Below are 14618 nucleotides of genomic sequence, written 5' to 3'. Positions count from 1 at the left end.
TAGCCTCTTGCTTATCTCGCTTTTCATCAAATCGACTGGTTCCTGCAGTTCCTTATTAAAGCCCAGATCAGACTCGCGCCACCTTTATGCCGAACACCACCTACACAGTAATCAGGTTTCTTGTAAGCTCATTAAGAGGAGAACGACTCACTCCTCCTTTCGATGTTCACTTCCCTTTTCGACACGTTCATCAGTGGTTCACTTACGTTCGCCTTTCTGATCCACACCTTCCAGCTCTTACGCTGATTTTTCCTTAACGCTTATGACCCTATCTCTTAAATAGAGCCACTTAAGGTGGTTTGAAACCTGCTCCTGAAAACCGACTTCGAAGGACCTTCCTTCATCTTCAATAAAGCTTCTCACAAACATTACTTTGTTTGTTACTGCAGCACACAGCCGCTCTCGGGATATGGTAAGAAAAAATCCATATGCAGCAAATATAATTGATACGATAGTAAGTAACTCTATTGGAACAGGAATAAAACCACAATCAAAAGCAAGAGATGGAGAATTTCGAAAGAAGGTGCAAGAATTATGGCTAAAATGGACAGATGAAGCAGATAGCTGTGGAATAAGTGATTTTTATGGATTACAAGCTCTAGTATGCAGAAGTATGATAGAGGGAGGAGAATGTTTTGTACGTTTAAGAACGAGAAAGCTGGAAGATAGATTTTCTGTACCATTACAACTGCAAGTACTTGAGTCTGAACATTTAGATAATAAAACAAATCAAACTTTAAGAAATGGTAATGTAATAAGAAACGGGATTGAGTTTAACAGGCTTGGGCAAAGAGAAGCATATTACCTATTTAAAGAACACCCTGGTGAAGGCTCGTTTGGTGAATCAGTGAGAGTGCCAGCAAATGATGTTTTACATATTTATAGACCATTAAGACCTGGGCAAATCAGAGGGGAGCCTTGGCTTTCAAGTATACTGCTAAAGCTCTATGAACTTGATCAATATGATGATGCAGAGCTGGTGAGAAAGAAAACTGCAGCAATGTTTGCTGGATTTATTACGAGACTTGATCCAGAAGCAAATATCATGGGAGAAGGTGAAGCAAGTGAGCAAGGAGTAGCACTATCTGGTTTAGAGCCTGGAACAATGCAGCTTTTAGACCCAGGAGAGGACATAAAATTTTCAGAGCCATCAGATGTTGGAGGAAGGTATGAAGCATTCATGAGACAGCAACTGAGGGCAATAGCAAAAGGTACAGGAATAACATATGAGCAGCTAACAGGAGCTTTAACAGGTGTTAATTATTCATCCATTCGAGCGGGATTAATAGAGTTTCGTCGTCGATGCGCTATGCTGCAAAATAACATTATGGTATTCCAATTTTGCAGACCAGTATGGAGTAGATGGCTAGAGTTAGCAGTACTTTGGGGAGAACTGCGTATAGATGAAAAAGTAGTAAAAGCAGCGAAAGAAGAAGTAAAATGGATACCACAGGGATTTGATTGGGTGGATCCACTGAAAGATCAGCAAGCACAACAAATAGCAGTAAGAAATGGATTTAAGAGTCGATCGGAAGTAGTATCAGAAATGGGTTACGATGTAGAAGAAATTGACCAAGAAATAGCAGAAGATCAAAAGCGTGCAAATAGTCTCAACTTAATGTTTGACTCTGATTGTAAAGGATTATGATGCTCTTAGGAAAACCATTAATGCTTGAACCAAGGAGTTTTGAGCTGCTATCGTTATACAAAGAAAAACAGCCAATTTTCAAAAATCACTCCATCAAAAGTAACGTAGAAAGAACTGCAATTATACCAATTCATGGAATTTTAACTAAAAAACCGGGTGCGTTTGATGAAATGCTCGGGATGACATCATATGAGCAAATAGAAGTACAAGTAAAGCAAGCATTAGAAGATAGTAGTATAGAGACTATTTTACTGGACATAGATAGTCCCGGAGGAGAAGTAAACGGTATTTTCGACTTAGCTGATTTTATCTACAGTGCAAGAGCAAAAAAGAGAATTGTGGCAATAGCAAACGATGATGCGTACTCTGCTGCATATGCTATAGCTTCTAGCGCTGAAAAGATTTTTCTCACCCGCACTTCAGGAATTGGGAGTATAGGAGTAATAGCAAGTCATATAGATCAAAGTAGGTTTGATGAAAAACAAGGTATTAAGTACACCACAATCTTTGCTGGTAGTCGAAAGAATGATTTAAACCCACATGAGCAAATGACGTCTGAAAGTCTGGAAAGCTTACAAAAAGAAGTAGACCGACTATATGAAATGTTCGTCCAGCTAATAGCACGTAATCGCAATCTTTCTATACAAGCAATCAAATCAACGGAAGCAGGGCTATATTTTGGCGAGAAAGCAGTAGAAATAGGTCTTGCAGATGGAGTTACAACATTTTTTGAATTTATCAACAATCATAGGAGTGTTAGTATGACAACTATTGAGGAGAACTATCGTAGAGAAATTTTAGAGATAATAAGATTATGTAATGTATCAAAGATGCCAGAAAAGATAGGAGAATTTATAGAGCAAGGAGTAAGTATTGAGAAAGCACGGGAAGTTTTAATGGAGTTACTTGCAGAGCGAACGAAAAAGACAGAGATACTGAGTGCAATACCACAGAATTCAGGAGAAGAGTTGATGATGCAGGTAGCTAAAGCTAGAGCACAATCAAGTATTTAAGTTTTTTTATAACCGCCGCATACAATAACTACAAACATGGCGGTAAAACTAAAGGAAAAAAGGAGAAAAGAAAATATGACATGTATAACCGAACAAAATAATCTAGGTGACCTATTAAAGTATGAGGCATCAAGTTTATATTCAAGAGACCAAATAACGGTAGCAAAGGGACAAAATCTGAAGCTAGGAACAGTAGTTGGTTATGATACTAAAGATAATTTAATTAAAGCTTTAAATCCAACTGCCACAGATGGTACACAAACAGCGATAGGTGTAATAGCAAGCGATGTAAACGCAAAGGAAAATAGTAAAGGAGTAATTATTGCTCGTGGTGCAATGCTAGCTGATCATGCAGTTGTATGGCCAGCAAATATCACTGAAGAGCAGAAAGCTGCAGCAATAAAGCAACTTGAAGCACGAGGGATCATTATCCGCAAGGGAGCTTAAAAAGCTATTAAAAACACAAAAGGGGGAAAATAAAAAATGCAAAATCCATTTATAAATACAGCATTTAGCATGACGGCACTAACAAATGCGATGAATATATTGCCGATAAATTATGGACGAGTTGAAAATTTAAATTTATTTCCAAGTAGGTCAGTAAGATTTAGACATATTACCATAGAAGAACACAACGGAGTATTAAGTTTACTACCAACGCAAGTTCCAGGAGCACCAGCAACAGTAGGAAAAAGAGGAAAAAGAAAGGTAAGAACGTTTACGATTCCACATATTCCACATGATGATGTAGTGTTACCAGAGGAAGTACAGGGAATAAGGGCATTTGGATCAGAGAGTGAACTTAAAGCGCTGGCAGATGTAATAACTGACCATTTGCAGCTAATGAGAAATAAACATGCAATAACGTTGGAGCATTTGCGAATGGGAGCGCTGAAAGGAATAATTTTAGATGCTGATGGGTCAGAATTATTAAATCTGTACAACGAATTTGAAATAACACCAAAAGTAGTAAATTTTGCCCTTGGAACAGCAACAACTGACGTAAAACGTAAGTGTCTGGAAGTACTCCGGTACATAGAAGATAATCTCAGTGGTGAATATATGACAGGAATTCATGCCTTGGTAAGCCCTGAGTTTTTTGATACACTAACTTCTCATGCTAAAGTAAAAGAAGCATATGAGAGATGGCAAGAAGGAGCAGCACTTCGAAATGATATGAGATCAGGATTTACGTTCTGTGGCATAACGTTTGAGGAATATAGAGGACAAGCAACTGACCCTGAAGGGACGGTAAGAAGATTTATTGAGAAAGATACAGGGCACTGTTTTCCAGTAGGAACAGCAAGCACATTTACAACATATTTTGCACCAGCAGATTTTAATGAAACAGTAAATACTCTTGGACAGCCACTATATGCAAAACAAGAGCCAAGGAGGTTTGATAGAGGGACCGATTTACATACGCAGTCAAATCCTCTGCCAATGTGCCATAGACCTGGAGTGTTAGTCAAAGTTGCTGCAACATAACAATACCGGTAGAATGATTGTAGTGAGGTATTCTACCAGTATGTTCCTTCTTAGCATACTCATAAACCTTAATACATAAAATGGAGAAATGCAAAAAAATATTCAGAGACTACTAAAAGATTGTTTTGCCCATTTGGGAAAAGTAGCTTTGTATGAATCAAAGGATAAGTCATATATGGTACAAGTACTAAAACAACAGCCAGATAAATTATACGAGATTGGTGAAGGACAATTTGTGGGAGAGATGCTTTTTCTTGAGGTAAGCGTTTTTGATGTACTCAGGCCAATGGTGGGAGATATTTTTGTTATTGATGGTTGTAAATATAAAGTATATTCTCCGCCACTGCGAGGTAATTCAGGAATAGTTTGGAATATAAACTGTACAGTACTTGGAGAGAAGGATGTTTAACATTGAGGTTAATGAAAATATTGAGAGGATTATTCACAACATTGATGCTAACAAAGCCAAAATAGAATTGGCAGCGGTAAGAGCACTAAACAAAACGGCACTATGGTTAAAAGCGCAAGCAGCTAGGGAAATCAGTGAGGAAAAGAAAAGTTTGATAAGAAAGAGATTAAGAATTTTTAAGGCGAAAACTAGCAGATTAGACGTGTTAATTAGAGCAAATCTCTATGACATTAGAGCATCGACAATTGGCAAAATACAAAAAACAAGAAGAGGATCGAAAGTAGGAAAGCATGAGTTTATAGGAGGATTTGCAGCAGTTATGCCAAAAGGAAATAGCGGTATTTTTAAACGTGAAGGAAGAGCAGCATTGCCAATAAAGGAAGTTAAATTGCCATTGGAACCAGAAGCATCAAAAGTAATAAGAGATCTTGTTAATTATGAGGTTGAGAAAGTGTTTGAAAAGTTCTTTGAGCGTGATATTACAGAAAATGTATGAATTTTAAAGATTTACATCAAGCAATTTGCACTAAGTTAAAAGAAGAAATATCAGCAATACAGGCGTGCGAAATTTATCCATCAATAAGAAAAGAATTATTAGCGCCAGCGGTGTTTGTAGAACTAGCAAGTTTAGAACCAGGTAAAGATGCAGGTACTGAGGAATTAGCATTGAAAGCCAGGTTTGAAGCAAGAGTGGTAGTAGATAGTACAGTAGAGAATGCCTCAATAATTGTGAGATCATTAGCCACAGAAGTAGCAAGAGTAGTAAATAAAAATACTTGGAACGTGAAAAATGTTTCACCAGGAGAATTTATATCAGGAGGAGGAGATGATTTTAGGCCAGAACTAGATGCTTATCTTGTATGGCTAGTTGAATGGTTTCATGAGGTACACGTGGGTAAATCAGTATGGTCAACTGGCATAATGCCACATGTTATTGAGATAGGTAAAGTGCATGTTAGACCATAGTTTTGCAATTTCAGAGCTAAATAGAAAATTAGCGAATATTATCCGTATTGGATTGGTAAAAGAAATAGATTATGAAAAAGCAAAAGTAAGAGTGAAAATAGGCGAATTTTTAACAGATTATTTACCGTGGATAACAAGTAAAGCAGGAAAAGATAGAAATTGGTCTTCACCAGGTATCGATGAACAAGTTGTGGTATTTTCTCCTTTTGGTGAACTATCATTAGGAGTGGTATTAGGAGGAATATATCAGGAAAAATACCCTGCACCAGAGAATAAAAAAGAAATAAATAGTGTGAAGTTTCAAGATGGAACAAGATTGTTATATGATAAGGAAAAACATCATTTAGAGATTGAAGTAGTAGACAAAATAACACTGAAAGCTGGGGAATCGAGAATAGAAATGACAAGAAGTGGAATAAAACTAAAAGCAGAAAGGATCGACTTAAATTGAACAAAGGAATAGTGAGGTTAGGAGATTACTGTGGAGAAGCTATACCACATTTCTGCATTAGCGGCAGTAATGATGTTTTTGTAAATGGTAAGCCAGTTTGCCGAAAAGGAGATAATTTTACAGAAGGTAGAGTATTAATTGAAGGATCAAAAAAAGTGTTTGCAAATGGCTATAGTATAGGAAGAGTTGGAGATTCAATATCTTGTGGTTCTAAAGTAATAAGTGGTAGTAGTAATGTTTTTTCAGGATAAAATATGCTATACTTACCAGAAATAAAGTTATGAATATCGATATAACTACTAGCCTATTAGGAGACATTAGTAATTTAATAGATAGAGCAAAGAATCATCTTTCTGTTCAAATTAACTCTACTCTAGTATTGTTAAACTGGGAAATTGGCTCCAGAATTGATCAAGATATCCTAAAGCACAAACGTGCAGATTATGGGAAGCAAATCATCTCCCAACTTGCAAAAGAACTTCAGATTAAACATGGACGTGGGTTTGATAGAGCGTCATTATTTCGTATGGTGCAATTTTCTAAATTCTTTCCTGATCAAGAGATTGTCGCGACACTGTCACAACAATTAAGTTGGTCACATTTTGTAGAAATTATTGCAATTTCTGATGAGCTGAAGCGTAATTATTATATAGAAATATGTCGTATTGAAAGGTGGAGTGTTAGGGCACTACGTAGTAAAATCGATACTATGTTGTATGAACGTACAGCACTAGCAAAAAAACCTGAAGATTTCATAAGAAGGAGTATAAAAAATTTACGTGAAGAAAATATGTTAGCACCAGAATTCATTTTTCATGACCCATACTTCCTTAGCTTCATGGAATTGCCATCAAGTTATAGTGAGACTGATCTAGAAAATACAATCTTGGATGAATTGACAAAATTTTTACAAGAGTTTGGGAATGATTTTTGTTTTGTAACACGTCAAAAAAGGATGAGTACTAAAACAACTGACAGGTATTTGGACCTGCTATTTTTTCACAGAGGATTAAAACGCCTTATAGCAATAGAGCTAAAAATAGGCCGTTTTGAACCAGCTTATAAAGGCCAGATGGAATGGTATTTAAATTGGTTAGATAAAAATGAACGAAAAGCAGGTGAAGAAAAACCGTTAGGGATTATTTTATGTGCTGATAAGGATCAAGAGGATATAGAATATCTTGAACTCGAAGGCTCTAATATTCATGTTGCACAGTATTTAACACAGCTTCCTTCTAAAGAAATTCTTGAAAAGAAGTTGAGAAAGGCTATTTCTATAGCACGTGAAAAACATGCAAGTATTCAGTCAGAGCCATGAAAAATATATGCGAGGAATGGATGCTAAAACAGGAAAAGCATTAGAAGGAATAGAGCACTTAAAGCAATCGATAATTGATATACTAACCACTCCAGTAAACAGTAGAATAATGAGGAGAGATTATGGCTCGAGATTATTTGAATTGGTGGATAAGCCAATAAATAGAGATTTAACACTTGAGATATATGCAGCAACTGCAGAAGCACTGGGGAAATTTGAGAAGAGATTTAAGTTAGAAAAAGTAAAGATTGCTGAAGCTAAAGAAGGAAAAATGACTCTTGTACTCGAAGGTCTTTATCTTCCAGAAGGTAAGTTCATAAATATTAATGGAGTAGTTGTTTAAAAATGCAGCAGCCAAATATTATCGAACCACTGAACTTTGAAGAGATTTTTTCTCGGATGAAGGAAGAGTTAATGAAAAGTTTTACAGCATTAGTAGAAAGTGACCCAGCGATGAAGGTATTAGAAGTAGCAGCATGGAGGGAATTGTTACTAAGACAAAGAATAAATGAATCAGTAAAGAGCAATTTACTAAAATTTGCAACGGGAGAAGATCTTGATAATTTAGCTGAGTTTTATGGAGTGGAGAGGCAGAAAGAAGAAGAGGATGAACGATTTAGAAAAAGAATTAAAGCAAAGATAGTAGGCTCAAGCACGTGTGGAAGCAAGGAGTATTATAGGTATCATGCACTGTCGGCAGATAGTAGAGTAAAAGATGCATTAGTAGAATCACCTATACCAGGAAAAGTACAAATTTCAATTTTATCAACAAAGTTATCCACACTGCCAGAAGAGCTACTTGAAATTGTAAGAAAGCAAGTTACTAGAGATGATATAAGGGTTTTAACCGATACAGTAAAAGTGATAGGTTGCAATATTATGGAAATAGATATTCACAGCAGAATGAGCATAAGTCCTATAATATCAGAGGAAGAAATCAAGAAGCAGTTTATTAAGAAGTTTGAAGCAAGCAAAAGGTTGGGATGGAACGTAACAAGATCATGGATAATAGCAAATTTGTTTGTAGAGGGTATAGAAAACGTAGAATTAATCGAGCCAAGAGAGGATGTTGTGGTTCTGGGGAATGAGTGTGCAGTGCTTGGCTACGTCAAGTTAGATAGGATTTAAAACGTATTTTTTTTGTTTTGTGCCAGTGAGGGGATTGCGTGCAATAAGTGGTTTACTGGATCCAATGTTAGGGAGACGAAAGTATTGATTTTCTTCCAGAAGTTGTAACTTGTTTTTTAAAGTATGGATAATATGGTCAAATTAACCCTCTGACATTAACATCTATTATGGAAAGTGTTTTCGATATTAAGAACATCTTTATTTTTCTGCAACGATCTCTTGGTTACTCATAAGCTACCTAAATAAAGGAAATTAAAGCAACTTGAAAGAAAAGACAAATGAAAAATTTATTACCGCCAAACGCAACAAAGCAAGAGCAAGTACTGGTTGATGCAATAGATTATAAGGTAGATCCAAGCTGTATAAGAGGGTTTAAATTTAGATTAGAAGAAAGAATATTACCTTGGCTAATTGAGGAATATGAATTGGGGGAAATTCTACGTTGGATAAGGGATAAAAGAAAAGCCGTAGTAGAAGGAGTAAAATTTCAAAGACTGAGAGGAACACCAGCATCACTCAAAATAGCACTCAAATGGGCAAATATAGAAGATATTACAATTATCGAAGAACCACCTGGCAAGCACTTTTTTGAATTACAGATAGGAATAAAAGATGTTCCAAATAACTTTTTTGTAGATGCAGTAGTAGAGCTTGCAAAACTATCATTACCAGCAAGATCAAGGCTAATGAGGATTTTCAATGATCACTACAACGTTGATAGGTTTATTTTAGATGAAAGTTTTTTTGGAAATTTGTTATCGGATTACTCAGGTATAAAGGTTGAAAAGGATGGACCAGTGTTATCATTTGGAAGAGTAAATTTTTTCAGGTCTAGTGGTCCAGTTATTAGGATTATAGAAAACTATCTACGCGATCATTATGAACGGGCTTTAAACAATGATATATATCGCCTAGATGTAGCAATCCTTGGAGAAACAGAGCCTCACACAAAGGATTACAAAGGCATTTATGAAAGAAGTCATCAGTGGTATAACTTAAAAGCCCTGTATCCTCTAACTCAAAGCTTATTACCGTCGATTAAATTTGCAAAAGCGCAAGTTATATTATCGGACAGTTGGAACTTAGGAGAAACAAATGCGTGCTTTCCAGTAAGTAGCGTAGAAGAAAAAGGAAATAAATTTGTATTGGGAAACGATAAACTTTCAGGGCAACGTTGGAATTTAAAACACAAGCCAATTTTAGAAAGGTTTAGCGTTACTCACCACTACAAAATAGAAAATTATACAGATCAGAAGGTCAGAAAATATGTTTTAGCAGAACACAACGTTTACTATAAAAACGACTTATATTCAGAGCAAAAAGACTCAATACACGAATTAGAAAAGCACATTTTAGTGTTTTACCCGGGAGTACTGAAATGGCACGAACATCGACATTTGCACAGAAGTTGGAAAAATAGTCAAGCAATATGTGTAATAAGTTAAATACTTATATTTAGATCCTCATATATTATATTAATAATAGTTTAAAGTGTATGAAATAAAAAGAAAAGGACTTGCTTTCTTATGCTAAAACGGACATGACTTGAATAGCAGCAGGTAAATATAAGAAATTTATCTAACGCTAGAAAAGCTAATTTTGTGAGGTATGAAATGAGTTTTAGTAAGTTTTTTAAAGAAGTATCAAGTAAGGATATTAATAAAAGAAATGAAGAAGGAGAGACGATCTTGCACCAAGCAGCGGAAATCTCCGATTACAAAACAGTGAGATTATTAATAAAAAAGGGGGCAGAGGTAAATGCAAGAGATAAAAAGGGTTATACACCACTACACTGTGCAGTATTTGCGAAAAGCTTAGAAAATGTAAAAGTGCTGCTAAGGTCGGGAGCAGAAGTAAATGCCACTCAATATGTCAGTGGATGTACGCCACTCCACTCTGCGTGCAAAGGAGCAGGAGTTGAAATAATAAAAGAGCTAGTAAAGGCAGGGGCTGAGGTTAATCAACTGAATAAGTATGGTGCAACACCAATGTATTACATCTGGGAAAGTGAAAAGTATCGTCTATGTGATAGCAAAGAGAGTGAAAAGGCAAGTAAATTTTTGAGAGAAAAAGGAGGAATAACAAAAAGTAGAGAACTGACATGCTATGGAATAGAGAGGCTAGTGGGAGAAATAGCAGACATGTTGAATGGAAGCTACATGCCGGAGCTAAAAATAATAGAGATAGGAGAAATAAGGAAGAGAGACAAATCACTAATAAAGGAAGAATGTGAAAATTTAGCAAGCAAAATAATAAGCCAAGTAAGTGAAATGATAGATGAGGTGGTGAAAAGGAGGGCTTAAAATTCAAAAAAAGGTGAGGTCGGTTATGAGTAAAAAAGGAAAAGAGGAGTCACTATTAGAGAACTCGTTTAAAAATATTTATGCAAGAGATGAGAATGGAAGAACAGCTCTGCATTATGCGGTAGACGCAAAAACAGTGAAGTTATTAGTCGAAAAAGGAGCGAATGTGAATGCAGCAGATGTAGAAGGACACACAGCACTGCACCTAGCAGTAACGGAGAAACGTCTAGAAATCGTGAGAGAATTGATAAAATCAGGAGCAGAAGTAAATGCTGAGGAATATGGAAATAAATGCATACCTCTACACCTTGCGTGCATGGTAGGAGAAAAAGAAATAGTGGAGGAGCTGGTAAAAGCTGGAGGAGAAATAGAACAAGAGGATACATTTGGAATGACAGCAATGGATTATGCGAAAAATAGCAAAGAGATAACTGAAATATTGAAGAAAGAAACAGAAAGAATTGAAAAGTTATTTGAACAGCAAAGTGGGAAACCTTCTATGAGAGGCTAAAGATATGGAGAAAGAAATAGAAAAGAAAGTAATGAATTTAGAGAAAAAACCTTTGGGTGAAATGAGAAAAATATGGAAGAAGGTATATGGGGAAGAGGCGCCTAGATACTCAAAGAAATATCTGATACCAAGATTAGCTTATAGAATGCAGGAAAAAGCATATGGAGAAATGTCAAGAAAAGGAGCAAAAAGACTAGAGTATCTGGCAGATCGGTTAGAGAAGGGAAAAAGAATAAGTAGCGATAAATTACCAGTAGCAGGAACAGAGCTAATATTAGAGAGAGGGGAAGAAACGCATGCGGTAATGGTAACAGACAAGTGTTTAATCTACAAAGAAGAGTTTTATACATCATTGTCAGCAGTGGCAGGAAAAATAATGGGAATGAGCTACAACGGACCTTTATTATTTGGGATGCGTGATAAAAATGAAAATTGAAGAGAATAAAATGCTAAAAGAAGTAAGGTGTGCGATATATACAAGAAAATCAAATGAGGATGGACTAGAACAAAAGTTTAATAGTCTTGATGCGCAACGAATAGCATGTGAAAAGTACATAAAGAGCAGAGAGGGTTGGGTAATATTGGCAAAAAGGTACGATGATGGAGGTTTCTCAGGAAAAAACTTAGAAAGACCAGCGATAAAGGAATTATTTGAAGATGTAAAGGCAGGAGAAGTAGATTGTGTAGTGGTATATACTCTGGATAGGCTATCAAGGGAAACAAAAGATAGTATAGAAGTGACATCATTTTTTAGAAGGCATAGAGTAAATTTTATAGCAGTAACGCAGATATTTGATAATAATACGCCAATGGGAAAATTTGTACAAACGGTATTGTCAGGAGCAGCACAACTAGAAAGAGAGATGATAGTGGAAAGAGTAAAAAATAAAATAGCAACATCAAAAGAACACGGACTATGGATGGGTGGAACTTTACCGCTAGGGTATGATGTAAAAGATAAGGAATTAATAATAAATGAGAAAGAAGCAAAAACAGTAAAGCATATATTTGAAAGATATGTGGAGCTGAAGTCAATGGCAGAGTTGGCAAGAGAGTTAAACAGAGAAGGGTACCGTACGAAATCAGATATCTTTAAAAAAGCGACGGTGAGAAGAATAATAACAAATCCAATATATACGGGAAAAATAAGGCATTATGAGAAAGAGTATGAAGGAAAACATGAAGCAATAATAAAAGAGGAAAAATGGCAAAAAGCACAAGAATTGATAAAGAATCAGCCATATAGAAAAGCAAAATATGAGGAAGCATTGCTTAGGGGAATAATTAAGTGCAAGAGCTGTGATGTAAATATGACACTGACATACTCAAAAAAAGAGAATAACAGATATCGATACTACATATGCAACAATCACTTAAGGGGAAAAGGCTGTGAATCAGTAAATCGAACAATAGTAGCAGGAGAGATAGAAAAAGAGGTAATAAAGAGAGCAGAAGATTTATATGAAAAATGGGGAGAAAAAGCGGAAAAATGGAAAAATTTAAGTTTTGGAAAGCAAAAAGAAGTAGTGAAAAAGTTAATAAAGGGAGTAACGGTAAAAGGAGAGGGGATAGAAGTACGTTCTGAATCAGAGGAAAAATTTATACCAATAGAGAAGAAGGGAAAGAAATGCACAGTAATTGAACCAGAAGGTAAAACAAATAATGTGCTACTCAAAGCCGTGGTAAGAGCTCATTTGTGGAAACGGCAACTGGAGGAAGGAAAATATAGAAGTGTGAAAGAGCTGAGTGCCAAAATTAATATAGGTACAAGACGTATACAGCAAATTTTGAGGTTAAATTATTTAGCACCAAAAATTAAAGAAGATATAGTAAATGGGAGACAGCCAAGGGGTTTGAGGTTGGTTGATTTGAAAGAAATACCGATGCTTTGGAGTGAGCAGATGGAGAAGTTTTACGGGTTTAAGCAAGCTGTCTGCCAGTAAAAAATAAGATAATTTCTTCGGAAGAATCTATAAATTATTTACAATTCTTTAATCTCAATTATGGAAAGATTAGTAAACTTAACACTCCAACTAAATTGGATAAACTGATTACAAAAAATAAGATTTTCAATAAGTTGCTTGTATAATCGACCTTTCATAGGTAACAAAGCCAACTCTCCTGCTATATCTCCTTACCCCATAAGTGTTGAAAGTAGTATCAGAAAAGTATAAAGAACTGTTATTGCAAGAAAATGGAGGCAATAATGGATCAAATAGAAAGAGTACTAAATTTAATAAAAGATGAGGATTTAGAAAGGCTAGGAAAATTAAGTGAAGTAGATAAATGTAATACTAAATTGTTGGGCAAGATTATATTTAAAGGTCTAATGAAGTTAATATTAATGGGGCAAAAAACAAGCTTAAGAGCGCTAGAAATGGTAATAAACAGGTGTATAATGGATAAGAATAGCGATAAAAGTACAGTAACATACAGTGGTTTGTCAAAAAGGTTAAAAGTTATAAATCCAGAATATTTTAAGGGAGTATATATTGATTTGATGAGCAAGATTAAAAAGCTATTACCCCAAAAAACATCAAATAATTTACATAAGTTTGATTCGACAATCATAAATTTATCGGGATATCTCATAAAAGATGGGCTAAAAATAGGCGGTAAAAGTAACGACAGTCAAGTTAAAGTGAGTGTAGGATTAAAGGATCAATTGCCGACAAGTATAAGATTTTGTAAAGGACAAGAAGAAATTAGTGAAGATATAGCATTAGTGAGAGCCATTAATGAAGCTAAAGTTGAAAAAGAGGATATTTTATTATTTGATAGAGGAATCAGAAAAGTTGGAACTTTTGCCGAATTTGATGAAAAGGAGTACAAATTTATCACAAGAGTTAAAGTAGGAAGAAAACATGATGTTATAAGCAGGAACAAAGTTATAGGAGAACAAAAATCGGATGGATCAGAGATTTTAGAAGATATAATAGTTAATCTTTATCGTGCACGAGGTAAAGTAGCAGAAAAGCATGACCTACGTTTAATAAAAATTCGAAATAAGGCAGGAGATGAAATATGGTTTTTAACCAACTTGCTTGAAATGTTAGCTTATGAAGTAACAGAGCTATATAGGCGCAGGTGGGACATAGAGGTATTCTTTAAATTTATAAAGCAAAATCTTGGATATAAGCACTTTTTAAGCCATACTATGAATGGCATGAAGGTGTATATTTACATGATTATTATTACGGCTTTGTTATTTCTTGTTTATAAAATCAAAAATAATCTACACGGATTCAAAATAGCACTATTACAATTCACATTGGATCTTAATGATTCTTTTATACGTTCAATTGTTTTACTATCAGGAGGGAATTTACATGCCGTCAATCACCTTGTATCACTCCACTTATAGCACTTTCAACACTTATGGG

At 35.4% G+C, this 14618-nt stretch carries 18 protein-coding genes; all 18 read left to right on the top strand.

What is annotated here, in order from left to right:
- Window positions 1–349: 349 nt before the first annotated feature.
- The 18 genes from BWZ41_RS07295 (at window position 350) to BWZ41_RS07210 (ending at window position 14599) form a co-directional block, all read left to right on the top strand.
- Window positions 350–1648, top strand: coding sequence for a phage portal protein (locus tag BWZ41_RS07295; protein WP_410543277.1), 1299 nt, complete (start codon window positions 350–352; stop codon window positions 1646–1648).
- A complete protein-coding gene (locus BWZ41_RS07290) occupies window positions 1648–2661 on the top strand; it encodes a S49 family peptidase (protein WP_143689731.1) in 1014 nt (337 codons plus the stop codon). Before BWZ41_RS07295 ends, BWZ41_RS07290 begins: the two co-directional genes overlap by 1 nt.
- 75 nt (window positions 2662–2736) lie before the next feature.
- Window positions 2737–3108 carry a head decoration protein gene (locus BWZ41_RS07285; RefSeq protein WP_010405448.1) on the top strand — a complete coding sequence of 124 codons (372 nt, stop codon included), beginning with the start codon at window positions 2737–2739 and terminating at the stop codon, window positions 3106–3108.
- Between the two features lie 36 nt (window positions 3109–3144).
- Window positions 3145–4149: a major capsid protein gene (locus BWZ41_RS07280; RefSeq protein WP_143689926.1), complete on the top strand. Its 1005-nt coding sequence runs from the start codon at window positions 3145–3147 to the stop codon at window positions 4147–4149.
- 88 nt (window positions 4150–4237) lie between these two features.
- On the top strand, window positions 4238–4558 hold the full coding sequence (locus BWZ41_RS07275) for a head-tail joining protein (protein ID WP_143689635.1): 321 nt from the start codon (window positions 4238–4240) through the stop codon (window positions 4556–4558).
- Window positions 4551–5054: a phage tail protein gene (locus tag BWZ41_RS07270; RefSeq protein WP_177429458.1), complete on the top strand. Its 504-nt coding sequence runs from the start codon at window positions 4551–4553 to the stop codon at window positions 5052–5054. Before BWZ41_RS07275 ends, BWZ41_RS07270 begins: the two co-directional genes overlap by 8 nt.
- Complete coding sequence (locus BWZ41_RS07265) at window positions 5051–5524, top strand: hypothetical protein (protein WP_143689925.1); 474 nt, start codon at window positions 5051–5053, stop codon at window positions 5522–5524. Before BWZ41_RS07270 ends, BWZ41_RS07265 begins: the two co-directional genes overlap by 4 nt.
- On the top strand, window positions 5511–5975 hold the full coding sequence (locus tag BWZ41_RS07260; RefSeq protein ID WP_143689924.1) for a phage baseplate assembly protein V: 465 nt from the start codon (window positions 5511–5513) through the stop codon (window positions 5973–5975). The genes BWZ41_RS07265 and BWZ41_RS07260 overlap by 14 nt, the downstream gene beginning before the upstream one ends.
- The gene (locus BWZ41_RS07255) at window positions 5972–6226 is read left to right on the top strand and encodes a PAAR domain-containing protein (RefSeq protein ID WP_143689923.1); all 255 of its coding nucleotides are present in this window, start codon (window positions 5972–5974) and stop codon (window positions 6224–6226) included. The genes BWZ41_RS07260 and BWZ41_RS07255 overlap by 4 nt, the downstream gene beginning before the upstream one ends.
- Window positions 6227–6255: 29 nt before the next feature.
- The gene (locus tag BWZ41_RS07250) at window positions 6256–7293 is read left to right on the top strand and encodes a PDDEXK nuclease domain-containing protein (protein WP_143689922.1); all 1038 of its coding nucleotides are present in this window, start codon (window positions 6256–6258) and stop codon (window positions 7291–7293) included.
- Window positions 7294–7300: 7 nt separating this feature from the next.
- Window positions 7301–7636, top strand: a complete 336-nt coding sequence (locus BWZ41_RS07245; RefSeq protein WP_143689960.1) for a GPW/gp25 family protein — start codon at window positions 7301–7303, stop codon at window positions 7634–7636.
- 2 nt (window positions 7637–7638) lie between these two features.
- Complete coding sequence (locus tag BWZ41_RS07240; RefSeq protein WP_143689637.1) at window positions 7639–8421, top strand: baseplate assembly protein; 783 nt, start codon at window positions 7639–7641, stop codon at window positions 8419–8421.
- A 278-nt stretch (window positions 8422–8699) separates the two neighbouring features.
- Window positions 8700–9866 (top strand): phage tail protein, encoded by a 1167-nt coding sequence (locus BWZ41_RS07235; protein WP_143689636.1) that lies wholly within the window; start codon window positions 8700–8702, stop codon window positions 9864–9866.
- 168 nt (window positions 9867–10034) lie between these two features.
- Entirely contained in the window at window positions 10035–10724 is a 690-nt protein-coding gene (locus BWZ41_RS07230; protein ID WP_177429442.1) for an ankyrin repeat domain-containing protein, read from the top strand.
- Between the two features lie 25 nt (window positions 10725–10749).
- Window positions 10750–11235 carry an ankyrin repeat domain-containing protein gene (locus tag BWZ41_RS07225; RefSeq protein WP_143689010.1) on the top strand — a complete coding sequence of 162 codons (486 nt, stop codon included), beginning with the start codon at window positions 10750–10752 and terminating at the stop codon, window positions 11233–11235.
- 4 nt (window positions 11236–11239) lie between these two features.
- A complete protein-coding gene (locus BWZ41_RS07220; RefSeq protein ID WP_143689009.1) occupies window positions 11240–11671 on the top strand; it encodes a DUF2924 domain-containing protein in 432 nt (143 codons plus the stop codon).
- 10 nt (window positions 11672–11681) lie between these two features.
- Window positions 11682–13178 carry a recombinase family protein gene (locus BWZ41_RS07215; protein WP_143689959.1) on the top strand — a complete coding sequence of 499 codons (1497 nt, stop codon included), beginning with the start codon at window positions 11682–11684 and terminating at the stop codon, window positions 13176–13178.
- A 263-nt stretch (window positions 13179–13441) separates the two neighbouring features.
- Complete coding sequence (locus BWZ41_RS07210; RefSeq protein ID WP_158619486.1) at window positions 13442–14599, top strand: IS4 family transposase; 1158 nt, start codon at window positions 13442–13444, stop codon at window positions 14597–14599.
- Window positions 14600–14618 lie beyond the last annotated feature (19 nt).

Source organism: Wolbachia endosymbiont of Nilaparvata lugens (genome assembly GCF_007115045.1).
Taxonomy (GTDB): Bacteria; Pseudomonadota; Alphaproteobacteria; order Rickettsiales; family Anaplasmataceae; genus Wolbachia.
Note: the sequence above shows the minus strand (reverse complement) of the source record. Positions and strands in the feature narration are given on the sequence as shown.

Coding starts and splice junctions, on each gene's coding strand:
- BWZ41_RS07210 (WP_158619486.1), top strand. CDS start 13,442: ATGGATCAAATAGAAAGAGTACTAAATTTAATAAAAGATGAGGATTTA.
- BWZ41_RS07230 (WP_177429442.1), top strand. CDS start 10,035: ATGAGTTTTAGTAAGTTTTTTAAAGAAGTATCAAGTAAGGATATTAAT.
- BWZ41_RS07240 (WP_143689637.1), top strand. CDS start 7,639: ATGCAGCAGCCAAATATTATCGAACCACTGAACTTTGAAGAGATTTTT.
- BWZ41_RS07260 (WP_143689924.1), top strand. CDS start 5,511: ATGTTAGACCATAGTTTTGCAATTTCAGAGCTAAATAGAAAATTAGCG.
- BWZ41_RS07280 (WP_143689926.1), top strand. CDS start 3,145: ATGCAAAATCCATTTATAAATACAGCATTTAGCATGACGGCACTAACA.
- BWZ41_RS07270 (WP_177429458.1), top strand. CDS start 4,551: ATGTTTAACATTGAGGTTAATGAAAATATTGAGAGGATTATTCACAAC.
- BWZ41_RS07215 (WP_143689959.1), top strand. CDS start 11,682: ATGCTAAAAGAAGTAAGGTGTGCGATATATACAAGAAAATCAAATGAG.
- BWZ41_RS07265 (WP_143689925.1), top strand. CDS start 5,051: ATGAATTTTAAAGATTTACATCAAGCAATTTGCACTAAGTTAAAAGAA.
- BWZ41_RS07235 (WP_143689636.1), top strand. CDS start 8,700: ATGAAAAATTTATTACCGCCAAACGCAACAAAGCAAGAGCAAGTACTG.
- BWZ41_RS07290 (WP_143689731.1), top strand. CDS start 1,648: ATGCTCTTAGGAAAACCATTAATGCTTGAACCAAGGAGTTTTGAGCTG.
- BWZ41_RS07225 (WP_143689010.1), top strand. CDS start 10,750: ATGAGTAAAAAAGGAAAAGAGGAGTCACTATTAGAGAACTCGTTTAAA.
- BWZ41_RS07250 (WP_143689922.1), top strand. CDS start 6,256: ATGAATATCGATATAACTACTAGCCTATTAGGAGACATTAGTAATTTA.
- BWZ41_RS07220 (WP_143689009.1), top strand. CDS start 11,240: ATGGAGAAAGAAATAGAAAAGAAAGTAATGAATTTAGAGAAAAAACCT.
- BWZ41_RS07245 (WP_143689960.1), top strand. CDS start 7,301: ATGCGAGGAATGGATGCTAAAACAGGAAAAGCATTAGAAGGAATAGAG.
- BWZ41_RS07285 (WP_010405448.1), top strand. CDS start 2,737: ATGACATGTATAACCGAACAAAATAATCTAGGTGACCTATTAAAGTAT.
- BWZ41_RS07275 (WP_143689635.1), top strand. CDS start 4,238: ATGCAAAAAAATATTCAGAGACTACTAAAAGATTGTTTTGCCCATTTG.